Below are 15,245 nucleotides of genomic sequence, written 5' to 3'. Positions count from 1 at the left end.
ACGCATTTATGACGGCTTTGTGATGCATGTCTTGCGTTCAGGCAACCTTAAGCCGTCAAAAACGCGTAGCATGTGCCCCGTCGCACCAATGGCATGTTTAGCCGCCGTAATTTCGGCTGCATTGTTTAAAAAGCTTTAAATTCTGGAGAGACAGATGGACAACTCACAAACCGTTGCGCAGGGCACGGTTGAGGCCCGTTCAACAGGCTGGCGTAAGAGTGATACCGTGTGGATGCTGGGCCTCTACGGTACAGCGATAGGCGCAGGCGTTTTGTTCCTGCCTATCAATGCAGGTGCAGGTGGTCTAATCCCCCTGATTATTATGACAATCCTCGCGTTCCCCATGACCTACTATGCACACCGTGCTCTGACGCGCTTTGTGTTGTCGGGTAAAAATCCCGGTGAAGATATTACTGAAGTGGTGGAAGAGCATTTCGGTGTGGGCGCCGGCAAGATCATCACCTTGCTCTATTTCTTCGCTATTTTCCCGATCCTGCTGATGTACAGCGTGGCGATCACCAACACCGTCGACAGCTTCATCGTGCACCAACTCGGTATGGTGTCGCCGCCGCGCGTGGTGCTGTCATTGGTCCTGATCATTGGCATGATGACCGTGGTGCGCTTTGGCGAGCAGATGATCGTGAAAGCGATGAGCGTGCTGGTGTTCCCGTTTGTCGCGGTGCTGATGTTGCTGGCGGCTTATCTGGTACCACACTGGCACGGCGCAGCCCTGGAAACGCTGTCATTCAGCCAGAGTACGGGCGATAGCAGCATCTGGATGACGCTGTGGCTGGCGATTCCGGTGATGGTGTTCTCCTTCAACCACTCGCCGATTATCTCGTCGTTTGCGGTGGCGAAGCGCAATGAATATGGCGCAGGCGCGGAAAAGAAATGCTCACGCATTCTCGCCAGCGCACACCTGATGATGGTGGTGACGGTGATGTTCTTCGTCTTCAGCTGCGTGCTGAGCCTGTCACCCGCGGATTTGCAGGCGGCGAAAGATCAAAACATCACCATTCTTTCCTATCTGGCGAACCACTTTAATGTGCCGATGATTGCCTGGATGGGACCGATTGTGGCGATGGTCGCCATCACCAAATCGTTCCTCGGCCACTATCTGGGCGCGCGTGAAGGCTTCAATGGAATTGTGGTGAAATCGCTGCGCAGCCGGGGAAAAAACGTATCGCCTCAGCGTCTGAACCGCGTGACAACTGGCTTTATGCTGCTGACCACCTGGCTGGTTGCCACCTGGAATCCGAGCATTCTCGGGATGATTGAAACCCTGGGCGGACCGATCATTGCGATGATTCTGTTCCTGATGCCGATGTACGCGATTCAGAAAGTCCCGGCGATGCGTCAGTACAGTGGCAAAATCAGCAATGTGTTTGTGGTCATTGTTGGCCTGTTAGCGATTTCGTCGATTGCGTATTCGCTGATGAATTGATGCAAAAGGGCGGCGCGATTCCTCGCGCCGCTCTGTCTTACACTGCCGCTGTCTTGAAGACGCTCATTGACTGCGCCAGTCGATCGGCCTGCTCCTGCAACGCTTGTGAAGCGGCAGAGGCTTCCTGCACCAACGCGGCATTCTGCTGAGTGACCGCTTCCATCTGGGTAATGGCCAGATTGATCTCACTGATACCGCTGCTTTGTTCGCTGCTGGCAATGGTGATTTCACTCATGATATCCGCCACGCTCTTCACGCTGTTCACCACTTCACCAATGGTGGTTCCCGCATGTGTCACCAGACGGCTGCCTTCATCCACTTTCGAGACTGAATCTTCAATCAGGACTTTGATCTCTTTCGCGGCAGAGGCGGAGCGCTGTGCCAGATTGCGCACTTCTGTCGCCACCACGGCAAATCCACGGCCTTGTTCTCCCGCGCGAGCGGCTTCAACCGCAGCGTTGAGTGAGAGAATGTTGGTCTGGAAGGCAATGGAATCGATTACGCTGATGATATCGACGATCTTCTTAGAAGAGAGGGTGATCGCTTCCATCTTCTCGATGACCTGTTCCATCACCACGCCACCCTCTTTGGCGACGGTTGAGGTGGTGGCCACCAGCTGATTGGCTTCACGCGCGTTATCCGCATTGTGCTTCACGGTCGCGGTCATTTGCTCCATGGCGGAGGCGGTCTCTTCCAGTGAGCTGGCCTGCTGCTCGGTACGGGATGAGAGATCGATGTTACCGCTGGAGATCTGATTTGACGCGACGGCAATGGTGTCAGAACCGGCGCGTACGTTCGACACAATCGTCAGCAGGTTATCGTTCATCGCCTGCAGTGCCTGCATCAGCACGGCGGTTTCGTCTTTACCGCTGACTTCAATGTGTGAACTAAGATCGCCCGCCGCGACTTTCTCGGCAATGCACACCGCTTCATTCAGCGGACGCACAATTGAGCGCGTCAGCATAAAGCCAAGCAGCACGGAGGCGGCAATCGCGATCGCCGAGAAGATCAGCGTAATTTCGATGGCGGTAGAGCCGTCATCAATAATGCCAGAGCCCTCTTTGCGTAGTTGATCTGACTGTGAGTTGGCAAAAGCCACCGCGCTATCGAGGAAGGTATTCTGGGTGCTGGTAATTTTCTTCAGTACATAAGTGCTGGCCTCATCCAGTTTACCAGCACGCACTAAGTCCAATACCTCGTTCTTCTGTGCTTCAAACAGCTGGCTGGCGGCCAGCAGACCAGCGATTTTCTTCTTACCCACTTCGGTGGTCTGAATCGCTTCGATCTTCTTCATTGCCGTGTTGGTGCGATCGGTCGCTTCATCCAACTGCTTAAAACGCTGTGCGTTGTTTTCCGGGCGCAGCGTGTCAATCACCATGCCGCGCAGGTATTTGATCTGATCGTTCACGCCATCGCGCACGTCAAATCCCAAACGGACTTTGACATAGCGGTCTTCCACAATAGAGGTGATGCCGTTTTTAATGTTGTTGATTTTCATAATCGACGTCACACCGACTACGCCCAGTAGGGCCACCACAAGCGCGAAGGCTATCCCTAAACGGGCGCCCACTTTCATATTCTTTAAGCTCAACATTGGTTCTCCCCGTAATGCTAAATAGTGTTGTTTTCAAGACGGAAAAGCAGGCAGTTGGCCTGCATCAGGCTGATGTTTTATAAGGTAAAGATACTTACCGGGCGTAATTAATCTGGTATGGCAGCACCGGTTCAAGCGCTATCAGTTATCGGTTGTTAATGTTTTAACTTTAATTTTTTAGAGGTGCGTCACAAAATCGTTAACATGATTAATGAGTGGATCGGTGTGTGTGGGTGCAGGCAGGGCGTAAAAAAGGCGCGAAAATCGCGCCTGATTGGAAAAGGGAGGAGATAAAAAGGATTAGCGTTTCTTCTGCAGTACGCGATGAATGACGCTCGACAGTTCGTTAATCTCAAATTTTGCCACGTAGCCATCGGCGCCGACTTTACGCACGTGGTCTTCGTTGGCACTGCCGGAGAGCGAGGAGTGGATCACCACCGGAATCTGGCGTAATGCGTCGTCGCGTTTGATATTGCGCGTGAGTGTAAAGCCATCCATCTCTGGCATTTCGAGATCGGTCAGCACCAGCGCGATTTTGTCGTGGATCGACTCGCCTGCCGCGGCGGCTTCTTTCTGCATCTCGTTAATTTTGATCCAGGCTTCCAGACCGGTGTTATGCATGATGGCTGGAATGCCCATGCTTTTCAGACCCTGCTCCAGTAACTGGCGCGCGACTTTGGAGTCTTCCGCGACAATCGCCACCTGGCCGGGCTTGAGGTTGAAGTCTTTTGCCGTTTCAGCACTCGGCTCAACGCCGCGCACGGAAGGGATGATGTCATACAGAATCTGCTCAACGTCCAGCACCATCGCCAGGTTGTTACTCTGACCGTCGGTGTCGAGGCAGGCGATACTGGTGATATTGCGGCTACCAATGCCGGCTTCAGCGGTGTGCACCTGATTCCAGTCCAGGCGCACAATATTTTCCACCGACTCCACAGCAAAGGCCTGCGTGCTGCGCGCATATTCGGTGACCAGCAGCAGATTGAGGCCGGTTTCCGGTTTGCAACCGGTCACCGCGGGCAGGTCGATGACCGGGATAAACTGACCGCGAATACTGGCCATACCGAGCAGTGGTGATTGCATACCCGCCGCACGGGTAATGGTCGGCATTGGCACGATTTCACGCAGTTTGAATACGTTGATGCCGTAGAGCTCAGATTTGCCTTTCAGCTGATCGGAACCCAGGCGGAACAGCAGCAGTTCGAATTTATTGGAAAGCGCAAGGTTAGCGCGTTCATCGATCTCTTTCTGAAAATTATCCATCATGGCCTCAAGCGGAATCTGGGCAGGTAAAGGGGCAATGATTAACTTATCGGCAGCGCGGGAAAAAAATGAAGGGGCGGGCAGAAATTTTAGCGCGAGAGCGGATGCCCTCGCGCGAAAGGGGATTACTTCAGCAGGATGGCGCGGACGCTTTTGCCTTTGATTTTGCCTTCTTTCAGCTTGATCAGCGCTTTCTTCGCCTGTGCCGCATCGATCGCGACATAAGCATGTGTCTGCGTCAGGTCGATCTTGCCGATCTGATCGCCGCTAAATCCGGCTTCACCGGTGAGAGCACCGAGAATATCGCCCGGGCGGATTTTGGCTTTGCGACCACCATCAATGCACAGCGTCATTTTAGTGGCAGGCAGAGCTTGCGCCGCTTTGCCCTTCAAGGTGGCGGAGGAAACCCAGTTGAGTTTCTGGCTCAGATACTCTTCCAGTGCATTAGCACGCACCATTTCATCGGGCGCGACAAAACTCACGGCTAACCCTTTCTCACCCGCGCGACCGGTGCGGCCGATGCGGTGGATATGCACCTCAGGATCCCAGGCCAGTTGGAAGTTCACCACTAACGCCAGCGATTTGATATCCAGCCCGCGCGCGGCCACATCGGTGGCAATCAACACGCGGATACTGCCATTGGCGAATCGGATCAGGACGCGCTCACGGTCGCGCTGTTCCAGATCGCCATGCAGCGCCAACGCGCTGATCTGACGATCGTTCAACGCGGCGGCGATATCATCACATTCACGTTTGGTATTACAGAACACCACGCAAGAGGCAGGCTGCTGCTGGCTGAGCAGAGCACTGAGCAGATTGCCGCGCTCACTGGCGCTGGCTTCGATAAATTGCTGGTCAATCGCGGGTAATTCGGCTTTATCTTCTGTGGCAACGGCCAGAGCATCGCGCTGGAAACGCTGGCTGAGGCTGGCAATGGTGTCTGGCCAGGTGGCAGAAAACAGCAGTGTCTGACGTGCTTCCGGCGTGAACCCGATGATGGCTTCCATGTCGTCGCGGAACCCCATCTCCAGCATGCGATCGGCTTCATCTAACACCAGCGTCTGCAGTGCGTTGAGGTCGAGATTGTCACGCTTGAGATGATCAAGGATACGGCCTGGCGTGCCGACCACAATATGTGGCGCATGCACCAGCGAATCGCGCTGCGCGCTCATCGGCTGGCCGCCACACAAGGTCAAAATTTTAATGTTGCGCGTGAAGCGCGCGAGTTGGCGCAGCACATTACTCACCTGATCCGCCAATTCGCGGGTAGGGCATAACACCAAAGCCTGGGTCTGGAAGCGGCTGATATCGATGCGTTGCAGCAAGCCAATACCAAAGGCTGCCGTTTTACCGCTGCCGGTTTTCGCCTGCGCACGCACATCGCGCCCTTCAAGAATGGCGGGCAATGAAGCCGCCTGAATAGGTGTCATGGCGTCGAAGCCCATCTCGCGCAGGTTGTCGAGTTGGCTGGCAGGGAGTTGCGTCAGGGTAGAAAAAGCGGTCACGGGAATGTCTCAAATAGCGGTCAGGATTGCGGCGGTCAGTCTCGCAGAAAGGGCTGCTATCGGCAATGCAAATCGCGCAATTGATAACATGGCGAAATCAATTAGCGTGGTGATCGTTTGGCTAATTAATCGCCTTTTATAGATGTAAAATTCTAATCATTTTTGTCTGCGTGCCTGGTTGCTTTAAATGGTGTGAAACGTCTTTCTTGAATGAAAAGGTGTAATTAGCGTTGATAAAGGGACTATATAGCGTCTTTTAGACCTGTTTTTGTCTATGTTACGCTTATGTGTCACTTAAGATGGGTAAAATTCCGATTAAAATAACCTGCCGTTTTGCTTTATATTTGGCGCGCCATTTGGCAAACAATAATATATTCAGAGGTCCACTTTGAGTCTTTACGTCCAGGGACAAAACGAAGACATTCTGAAAATCGTCGGCCGCGCCGTGTTAACCCTGCATCTGCACGGAGAGACCTTATCTTCGGATAAAGTCAGCTCCATGATTGCCTGTTACGCGGAAGAAGAGCCAGTTAGCGACGATGAAAACCAGCGTTTGTATGCGCTGGCGATTCAGATGTTATCGTAAATCCAGCCATCTGCAGTGGGCGCATGCCGCCCCTGCATTTACCGTTCATCAAGCCTCCTCACGGAGGCTTTTTTGATCTCAGGCACTGAACACCGCGGTACCACGCTGGAAGGTGGCACGCACCGGGGAAATTCGTGCCACCGCTTCGGCGGAGCAGCTCGCCTCAACCAGCATCATGCTGGCATCATCCTGCACTTTCGGCCACTGGCGCTCGCCCTGGTTCGACAGCGGCAGGATGCCGCCGGTGGCAATGTGCAGTGCCCGGCTCAAACCAAACTCATCCGAACCGCGATAGAGTTGCGCATACAGGTTGGCTTTCTCCAGCATGCTGCCGGTGCCAAACGGTGACCAGTGATCGATCACGCTGTCGGTGCCGGTCATGACCGTGATGCCCGCGGCCTGCAATTGCGGTAACGGCATGGTGAGTTTGCCGATGGGGATAGTGGACGCCACGCTCATCTGTTGTTCAGCCATGCCTGCAATCATCTTATCGAGCGTTTTGCCTTCCAGCGTGGCCAGCGCAAAACCATGGCTCAGCGTCACTCTGCCTTTGAGCGGCGGGTTCTTTGCGATGGTGTCCACCATATACTGAATGGCTGCCACGCCAGACGGCGCGGTTTCGTGCAGATGGATATCGACACCACGATCAAAATCCAGCGCAATCTGGAACATGGCATCCAGCGAGGCCTGCATAGCGCCATCCACATTGGTGGGATCCAGTCCACCCACGTACTGCACGCCCATCTGCATCGCTTCGCGCATCAGGCCATCCACTTTTGAATGCAGTAAACCGTGCTGCGGGAAGGCGACAATTTCACAGGGAAATTCGGGGTGGTTCGCCAGCGCCAGCTTCAGATGCTCCAGGCTTTTCAGGCCACTCACCGGATCGATGTTGCAATGGCTGCGTGCTTCTGTGGTGCCTTTACTGTGCAATAAGCCGATCAATGCTTCAGCACGCGCCTGCGATGTGGGGAGCAACTGCGGGATCAGTACCTGCTCACGAGCAATCATATCCATGATGGTTTTGCCCTGGCGCGGACGCGGGGCTTGCCAGGGGCCGCTGTAAAATGTTTTGTCCAGGTGGATGTGCATGTCACGGGTGCGCGGCAACAGCAGCGAGCCTTGGGCATCCCACTGCGGAATGTCGGCATTGCGCGCTGTACCGGCGGCTTCGATGGCGGCAAATTTGCCGTCTTTGACAGTGATATCGTAAAGCGCTGTCCGCGTCGCGATGATGTCGTTGCCGTCACGCTCAAAGCCTTCTTCGAGGCGTACGTTGAGCAATTGGTAATGGTCCACGCGCGGTGGCGGCGCAGAGATTGGCGCTGCGGCGGAAGAGGGCGAGGGAGCGGCGGCGCTCATGCCGGCTGCCAGCAGGCTTCCGGCGGCGGTGAGGCGGACGCCCTGGCTAATGAAATCGCGACGGCTAGGTGAAATGAGGTGCATCAGAGGCTCCAGTCAACAAGGAAAACGTTAATCTGGCAAAACCCGGGTCGCGGCGCTGCGATATTTCCCACTGCTGAGCAGTGGAAAAATCACTGCCACTTCAACTGGCAAAATTCGACTAACGCCTCGGACAGCGCCTGCTGCAAATCGTCCTGTGGGGAACGGCAAAACAGCGCCAGTTCGAAGTGGTTGATCGGCGGTAAACCAGAAGTTTCATCCAGCACGCGATGCCCCGGCAGACGACAGCTGGCAGGCAGCAAGGTCAAGCCTAAACCCGCCGCGCTGGCACTGGCGAGCGCCACCAGACTGGCACTGCTATAACTGATGCGCCAGCTGCGGCCCAGCGCATCCAGCGTCTGGCACATCTCCTCGCGATACAGTCCCTGCTGGGGAAATACCACCAGCGGCACTGGCGTCTGCTCAAAGCAGGGGTGTTCGGCGCTGTCCAGCCACAGCAGGGGTTCCGGTCGCGCTGCCAGCGGACGTTCACCGCCGGGGTGCTTGATCAGCATGATATCCAGCTCTTCTCGCTGCCACGCACGATGCAAGTCGACATACATGCCGCTCATCACGTCGAGGCGCAGCTGAGGATGTTCGCGACTAAACTGTGCCAGCAGTGCTGCGGTGGGGGCTGCAAAATCCTCTGGCACGCCAAGGCGCAGGACGCCATCGCGCCACTTGTCGCTCAGTACATCGTGAGCTTCGCCGTTGAGCGCAATGATCCGGCGGGCATAGCCAAGTAATTTCTCTCCCTCCTCAGTTAACACCACCTGATGCGAGGTGCGTTCCAGCAGCGCTTTACCAATCATCTCTTCCAGGCGGCGAACCTGCTGGCTGACGGTGGATTGCGAGAGGTGCACGCGCTCAGCGGCGCGTGTGAAGCTGGCGGTTTCACATACCGCGACAAAACTGAGTAACTGCTGCGGCGTAAACATCGGCTGACGATTCATTTTTCCACTGATCGCTATGGTGTTATTTCATTTCCAAATAGTAACCATTGCTGCGACCCTGACAACCTTTCTACTGCAGGATTGTGTATGAACCGACATTCCAACGGATTGACGCTCGCCGCTTTGGTGCTGGCCGGGCTCAATATGCGTCCGTTACTGACCTCTGTTAGCCCATTGCTGGGCGAACTTCGCCAGGCCATGAACCTCTCTTCGATTGCCGCTTCGTTGTTACCCGCCGTGCCGATGGTGATGATGGGCGCGGTGGCGCTACTCAGTGCCTCCCTGATGCAACGTGTTCCGCTGCAACGTTTGTTGATCGCCGGGCTGATCCTGCTGCTGCTGGCGCTGGCCGCACGCGGTGTGATTCACGACGGGCAATGGCTGGTGGTCAGCGCGCTTTTTGCCGGGCTGGGGGTTGGCGTGGTGCAGATGGCGATGCCAGGGTTGATTCGTCAGCGCTTTGCTCAGCGCAGCGCCCCGGTTACCGGGTTGTGGGCGGGCGCGTTAATGGGCGGCGGCGGATTGGGGGCAGCACTCTCGCCGTGGCTCAGCGCGCATTTCGGCTGGTCACTGGCGCTCACCGGTTGGGCACTGCCCGTATTGCTGGCGATTGTGCTGTGGTGGATCGTGCGTGTGCCGGTGACGCAAAGCGCAGAGTCGGTCTCTATGCCCTCGCTCTGGCGCAAACCGCGCGCCTGGTCGCTGGCACTCAGTTTTGGCCTGGTCAATGGCGGCTATGCGACCTGCGTCGCCTGGCTTCCGGATGCTTATCACCACCTTGGCTGGTCAGCACAGGCGGGCGGCTCATTGCTGGGCGTGATGATCCTTTGCCAGGTGGCAGGCGCGTTGTTGATGCCCTTGCTGGCGCGCAAGGCGGATCGCCGTCCACAGCTGATCATCAGTCTGGTTTGCCAGCTGGTCGGTATGTGCGGTTTCCTGTTTGCCCCCCTGTTGGCGCCATGGTTGTGGGCCGCGATTGCCGGATTTGGTTTAGGGGCTGCGTTCCCGCTGGCGATGGTGCTGGCGCTCGATCACCTGCCACATCCGCAGGCGGGTGCACGGCTGGTGGCGTTTATGCAGGGCGCAGGTTTCATCATCGCCGGATGTATGCCGTTTATCGCCGGTCAGTTGCAGGCGCTGACGCACAGTTTTACCAGCGTGTGGATGATGCAGGGCGCCGTGACGGTGGGATTGATTGTGCTGAATCTTCGCTTTCATCCCCACAGTTATCGTCGGGCCTTTGGTCAGACAGAGTGAGTATTGGTCCTACCAAAACGATTTAAATGTTGCCACATCGTCACATAACACGAAAAATCACCCCAGCGTCGTTGCTTTAGGTTAACAATGCATTAACTATCTGGAGCCAGAAAGCCCCGCACTGCATTTTGGTCCTACCAATTTCAGTGAGCAGAAGGGCAAGACCTGCGGCGCAAACCTGCATTGCCGTTGCGCTGCACTCATCTGGTAACCTCTGGAGATAACGGCATGCCGGTGTGGCAACAAAACTACGATCCTCTCAACAATCTGTGGCTCTCCAGCCTGGTGGCGGTGATTCCGATTGTGTTCTTCTTCTTCGCGCTGCTGAAGCTTAAGCTGAAAGGCTATCAGGCGGGCACCGCCACGGTGGTGATTGCACTGCTGGTGGCGCTGTTTCTGTATGGCATGCCGTTGGGCCAGGCGCTGGCTTCCGTGGTGTATGGCTTCCTGTACGGCCTGTGGCCAATCGCCTGGATCATCGTCGCGGCGGTATTTGTGTATAAAATCTCGGTGAAAACCGGGCAATTCGACATTATCCGCGCTTCGATCCTCTCGATTACTCCCGATCAGCGCTTGCAGATGCTGATCGTCGGTTTCTCCTTCGGCGCGTTTCTCGAAGGGGCGGCGGGTTTTGGCGCACCGGTGGCGATCACCGCAGCCCTGCTGGTGGGATTAGGCTTTAATCCGCTGTACGCGGCTGGCTTATGCTTGATCGTCAACACCGCGCCAGTGGCCTTTGGTGCGATGGGGATTCCGATTATTGTCGCCGGGCAAGTCACCGGACTCGACAGCTTCCAGATCGGGCAAATGGCCGGGCGTCAATTGCCGTTCCTGACCATCATTGTGCTGTTCTGGATCATGGCGATTATGGATGGCTGGCGCGGTATCAAGGAAACATGGCCAGCGGTGATCGTGGCGGGCGGATCGTTCGCCATTGCGCAGTTCCTCAGCTCCAACTTCCTTGGCCCGGAATTGCCAGACATTATCTCGTCACTGGCCTCTCTCATCTGCCTCACGCTGTTCCTGCGCCGCTGGAAGCCAGTACGTATTTTCCGTTTCGATGAGAAAACCGCCGTTGACCCAACGCAAACCTCTCAGCGCTATACGTTGGGCCAGATTGTGCGTGCGTGGATGCCATTCCTGTTCCTCACTGCTACCGTCACCCTGTGGAGCATTCCGCCGTTCAAAGCGCTGTTTGCTAAAGGTGGCGTGATGTATGACTGGGTGTTCAGCGTTCCGGTGCCGCTGCTGCATGAGCTGGTGGCACGTATGCCACCAGTGGTGAGTGCGGCAACGCCTTATGCGGCCATCTTCAAGTTTGATGTGCTGTCAGCCACCGGCACAGCGATTATCGTGGCGGCGGTGCTGTCAGTGATTTGGCTGCGCATGAAGCCCGCTGCGGCGATCCAGACCTTCGGTGAGACGCTGAAAGAGTTGGCATTGCCCATCTACTCAATCGGTATGGTGCTGGCCTTCGCCTTTATCTCCAACTACTCCGGATTGTCTGCCACACTGGCCTTAGCGCTGGCGCACACCGGCAATGCCTTTACTTTCTTCTCGCCGTTCCTTGGCTGGCTGGGTGTGTTTCTGACAGGATCCGATACCTCTTCTAATGCGCTGTTCGCGGCGTTGCAGGCCACCACCGCGCAGCAGATTGGTGTGTCGGATGTGCTGCTGGTGGCCGCCAACACCACGGGGGGCGTGACGGGTAAGATGATTTCACCTCAGTCGATCGCCATCGCCTGCGCCGCTGTGGGGCTGGTGGGTAAAGAGTCGGATCTGTTCCGCTTTACCGTTAAACACAGTCTGATCTTCACCTGTATGGTGGGGGTGATCACGACGCTGCAAGCTTATGTCTTAACCTGGATGATTCCATGACAGAAAACACGCCGCGATTAGCGGAAACGCTACGGGCGCGATTGCTCGCCTGGATTGAGAAACATCAGCTGGAGCCGGGTATGCGCTTACCGGCCGAGCGTCAGTTGGCCGCTGAGTTCGGTGTGTCACGCTCATCATTGCGTGAGGCGATTCAGCAGCTGATCAGTAGCGGCGTGTTAATCAGTAAACGCGGCGGGGGTACCTGGCTATGTGAGCCGCAGGAACCCTGGTCGGAACAGCGGATTGTCGAGCCGATTCGCCAACTGCTGGCGGACGACCCGGATTATCGCTGGGATATCCTGGAAGCGCGCCACGCCATCGAAGCCAGTACCGCCTGGCACGCCGCCTTGCGTGCCACGGAAGCGGATAAAGAGAAGCTGCGTCTTGCCTTTGATGCGCTGCTGAAGATGCACGACTGTGACGATCCTGATATCGCGGCGCAGGCCGATCTGCGCTTCCATCTCGCCATTGCTGAGGCCTCGCACAATGTGGTGCTACTGCAAACCATGCGCGGTTTCTTCGATTTGCTGCAGTCTTCGGTACTGCACAGCCGCCAGCGCATGTACACCCAGCCGGTGATTTTTAATCGCCTGAATGAACAGCACCAGGCGATGTTCGATGCGGTGATGGCCGGTGATGCCGAGTCGGCACGCCAGGCGGCGATGGATCACCTCGGCTTTGTGCATACCACCTTGAAATCGCTCCATGAAGATGAAGCCCGGCAGGCGCGGATTACCCGCTTGCCAGGCGAGTCCCTGGATAATCGTAAGGAAAAAAACTGATGATCATCTCTGCAGCCAGTGACTATCGCGCCGCGGCGCAACGCATCCTGCCCCCGTTCCTGTTCCACTACCTTGACGGCGGCGCGTATGCCGAACACACCCTGAAGCGCAATGTGTCCGATCTGTCGGACGTGGCACTGCGTCAGCGTGTGTTGAAGAACATGTCCGATCTCAGTCTGGAAACCAAACTGTTCAACGAAACGCTGTCGATGCCGGTCGCGTTAGCGCCTGTGGGTTTGTGCGGCATGTACGCGCGACGCGGGGAAGTGCAGGCCGCGCGTGCAGCGGCACTGAAAGGCATTCCGTTCACGCTCTCCACCGTATCGTTGTGTCCGATTGAAGAGGTGGCGCCTGCCATTAATCGTCCGATGTGGTTCCAGCTGTATGTGCTGCGCGATCGTGGCTTTATGCGTAACGCACTGGAACGCGCGAAAGCGGCGGGCTGTTCGACGCTGGTCTTCACCGTGGATATGCCGACGCCGGGCGCGCGCTACCGCGATGCGCATTCGGGCATGAGCGGGCCAAACGCGGCGATGCGTCGCTACTGGCAGGCGGTGACGCATCCGCAGTGGGCGTGGGATGTGGGGCTGAATGGCCGTCCGCACGATCTCGGTAATATCTCTGCTTATCTCGGTAAACCTACCGGTCTGGAAGATTACATTGGCTGGCTGGCCAATAACTTTGACCCGTCGATCTCATGGAAAGACCTGGAGTGGATTCGTGAGTTCTGGGATGGCCCTATGGTGATCAAAGGCATTCTGGATCCTGAAGATGCGCGTGATGCGGTGCGCTTCGGCGCGGACGGCATAGTGGTCTCTAACCATGGCGGACGTCAGCTGGATGGTGTGCTGTCATCGGCACGTGCACTGCCCGCGATCGCAGACGCCGTGAAAGGCGATATTGCCATTCTGGCCGACAGTGGTATCCGCAACGGGTTGGATGTGGTGCGTATGATCGCGCTCGGTGCAGATACGGTGCTGCTGGGCCGTGCCTTTATCTATGCGCTGGCGACCCATGGCCAGCGTGGCGTTGAGAATTTGCTGAATTTGATTGAGAAAGAGATGAAAGTGGCGATGACGCTGACCGGGGCAAAAAGCATTGCTGAGATCACCCAGGATTCGCTGGTGCAGGCAAATGCGCTGCTGAGCGAAGCGGGTTTACATCCGGCTCGACCGCGTGCCGTGAGCTGAAGCGCGAAAAGCAAAATGGGAGGGGTTGTCTATACTGATCTCCTGTCTGACTAACAGGAGGAATGACATGACCATTCATAAGAAAGGATCGGCCCATTGGGAAGGCGACATCAAAGGCAAAGGTACCGTGAGCACCGAAAGTGGCGTGCTGAGCAACCAGCCTTACGGTTTTAATACCCGTTTTGAGGGTGAGAAGGGCACCAATCCGGAAGAGTTGATCGGTGCTGCACATGCGGCGTGCTTCTCCATGGCGTTGTCGCTGATGCTGGGTCAGGCTGGCCATCCGCCAAAAAGCATCGACACCACAGCGGATGTGTCACTGGACAAAAAAGGTGAAGGTTTTGCCATTACTAAAATCGCACTGACCAGCACCATTGCGTTACCTGGCATCGACAGTGCCAAATTTGATGAGATTATTCAGAAAGCCAAAGCGGGCTGCCCGGTCTCTCAGGTGCTGAATGCCGAGATCAGCCTGGACTATACGCTGAATAATTAATCGCCCTTACGGTTTACCAGCGGTAGAATAGCGATGCGCCTTTGGGCGCATCGTTGCTTTCTGCCGTCTGGAGGATGCGTGGGGAAAAAACTGGCTGCAACTAAACACTGGAAAATGATTGTGGTGCTGCTGTGCATTTGCGGCGCGCTGATGCTGATTCGTTGGGCTGCCATGATATGGGGCTGAAAGATTGGATCTGCCGCCATAAGCTCGGCGTGCTAGTGATGGTGATTCTGGTGCTGGAAGGGGTGCACTATCTGCTGACCGCCTCCTGGTTACCGTGGCAACTCGGTTGATTCAGGCGTATTCGCTGTCTGGCTGGCGAACGTTACGCACACTGCTGCGCGCAATGCGATAGGCCTTGCGTGGGTCACCCGCCACAAACTCAAAGGTGGGTGAGTAGTAGAATGGCAACCAGCCTTCAAAGCTGCTCTCCCACTCCCAGCGTACCGGGCAGGGCCAGAGAATGCCATCATACAAAATGTAATAAACCCAGCGTCCGTTTGGACGACGGGGGCGATGATTCTTCATGGGATTCACAACGGTAATAGTGTAAAGCAGCTTATATTTTGGACGCTGCGCGCCGATCTTGCAATGCCGTCTGGCTTATTTTTTGTACAATGAATATAAAATGGCACCGAATTAACGGTGCACTTCCCCGCACAGCAGGACCACATTCGGACGGACTTTATGGATGCGGTCGGCCATTTGCTCACAGGCCACTTTGGTCGGGTAGATACGTTCTGACACGGGTAAGGCGTCACAGGCATCATGTCCACACGCGCTCACTAACAACACAAAACCAATCAGCATGATTGGACTCCTTTAACACGTTCCTGATGATACGGAAGCAG

The 15,245-nt window shown here is 56.0% G+C and carries 15 protein-coding genes; 8 read left to right on the top strand and 7 right to left on the bottom strand.

Translation table 11 applies throughout. The features are described 5' to 3' along the window. Positions 1-154: 154 nt before the first annotated feature. Positions 155-1,444: an HAAAP family serine/threonine permease gene (locus tag ACCW76_RS13295; RefSeq protein WP_436338747.1), complete on the top strand. Its 1,290-nt coding sequence runs from the start codon at positions 155-157 to the stop codon at positions 1,442-1,444. A gap of 37 nt (positions 1,445-1,481) precedes the next feature. On the opposite strand, the gene ACCW76_RS13290 is transcribed toward ACCW76_RS13295, so the two are convergent. The 3 genes from ACCW76_RS13290 to dbpA form a co-directional block, all read right to left on the bottom strand. Next, complete coding sequence (locus tag ACCW76_RS13290; RefSeq protein WP_436338746.1) at positions 1,482-3,038, bottom strand: methyl-accepting chemotaxis protein; 1,557 nt, start codon at positions 3,036-3,038, stop codon at positions 1,482-1,484. Positions 3,039-3,338: 300 nt separating this feature from the next. Further along, on the bottom strand, positions 3,339-4,301 hold the full coding sequence (locus tag ACCW76_RS13285) for a chemotaxis protein (protein ID WP_045813734.1): 963 nt from the start codon (positions 4,299-4,301) through the stop codon (positions 3,339-3,341). 125 nt (positions 4,302-4,426) lie between these two features. After that, complete coding sequence (gene dbpA, locus ACCW76_RS13280) at positions 4,427-5,806, bottom strand: ATP-dependent RNA helicase DbpA (protein WP_045813735.1); 1,380 nt, start codon at positions 5,804-5,806, stop codon at positions 4,427-4,429. 388 nt (positions 5,807-6,194) lie between these two features. On the opposite strand from dbpA, the gene ACCW76_RS13275 reads away from it, so the two are divergent. Then, positions 6,195-6,392, top strand: coding sequence for a hypothetical protein (locus tag ACCW76_RS13275; protein ID WP_038648725.1), 198 nt, complete (start codon positions 6,195-6,197; stop codon positions 6,390-6,392). A gap of 78 nt (positions 6,393-6,470) precedes the next feature. On the opposite strand, the gene ACCW76_RS13270 is transcribed toward ACCW76_RS13275, so the two are convergent. Then, positions 6,471-7,838 (bottom strand): amidohydrolase family protein, encoded by a 1,368-nt coding sequence (locus ACCW76_RS13270; protein ID WP_436338745.1) that lies wholly within the window; start codon positions 7,836-7,838, stop codon positions 6,471-6,473. 89 nt (positions 7,839-7,927) lie between these two features. After that, complete coding sequence (locus tag ACCW76_RS13265) at positions 7,928-8,788, bottom strand: LysR family transcriptional regulator (protein WP_436338744.1); 861 nt, start codon at positions 8,786-8,788, stop codon at positions 7,928-7,930. 87 nt (positions 8,789-8,875) lie between these two features. On the opposite strand from ACCW76_RS13265, the gene ACCW76_RS13260 reads away from it, so the two are divergent. The 6 genes from ACCW76_RS13260 (at position 8,876) to yniD (ending at position 14,577) form a co-directional block, all read left to right on the top strand. After that, complete coding sequence (locus ACCW76_RS13260; protein WP_436338743.1) at positions 8,876-10,045, top strand: cyanate transporter; 1,170 nt, start codon at positions 8,876-8,878, stop codon at positions 10,043-10,045. Between the two features lie 228 nt (positions 10,046-10,273). Beyond that, positions 10,274-11,923 (top strand): L-lactate permease, encoded by a 1,650-nt coding sequence (gene lldP / locus ACCW76_RS13255; protein ID WP_034830465.1) that lies wholly within the window; start codon positions 10,274-10,276, stop codon positions 11,921-11,923. Next, entirely contained in the window at positions 11,920-12,705 is a 786-nt protein-coding gene (lldR, locus tag ACCW76_RS13250; protein WP_436338742.1) for a transcriptional regulator LldR, read from the top strand. Before lldP ends, lldR begins: the two co-directional genes overlap by 4 nt. Continuing rightward, positions 12,705-13,895: an FMN-dependent L-lactate dehydrogenase LldD gene (gene lldD, locus ACCW76_RS13245; protein WP_045833890.1), complete on the top strand. Its 1,191-nt coding sequence runs from the start codon at positions 12,705-12,707 to the stop codon at positions 13,893-13,895. The genes lldR and lldD overlap by 1 nt, the downstream gene beginning before the upstream one ends. A gap of 67 nt (positions 13,896-13,962) precedes the next feature. Continuing rightward, positions 13,963-14,391: an OsmC family protein gene (locus tag ACCW76_RS13240; protein ID WP_034830472.1), complete on the top strand. Its 429-nt coding sequence runs from the start codon at positions 13,963-13,965 to the stop codon at positions 14,389-14,391. 78 nt (positions 14,392-14,469) lie between these two features. After that, positions 14,470-14,577, top strand: coding sequence for a small membrane protein YniD (gene yniD, locus ACCW76_RS13235; RefSeq protein WP_097117533.1), 108 nt, complete (start codon positions 14,470-14,472; stop codon positions 14,575-14,577). Positions 14,578-14,688: 111 nt separating this feature from the next. On the opposite strand, the gene ACCW76_RS13230 is transcribed toward yniD, so the two are convergent. After that, positions 14,689-14,922, bottom strand: a complete 234-nt coding sequence (locus tag ACCW76_RS13230; protein WP_038648712.1) for a hypothetical protein — start codon at positions 14,920-14,922, stop codon at positions 14,689-14,691. Between the two features lie 111 nt (positions 14,923-15,033). Then, positions 15,034-15,204, bottom strand: a complete 171-nt coding sequence (locus ACCW76_RS13225; protein ID WP_007887091.1) for a hypothetical protein — start codon at positions 15,202-15,204, stop codon at positions 15,034-15,036. Positions 15,205-15,245 lie beyond the last annotated feature (41 nt).

The organism is Pantoea sp. C8B4 (assembly GCF_051336905.1).
In the GTDB taxonomy this organism is placed as follows: domain Bacteria; phylum Pseudomonadota; class Gammaproteobacteria; order Enterobacterales; family Enterobacteriaceae; genus Pantoea; species Pantoea rwandensis_B.
Note: the sequence above shows the minus strand (reverse complement) of the source record. Positions and strands in the feature narration are given on the sequence as shown.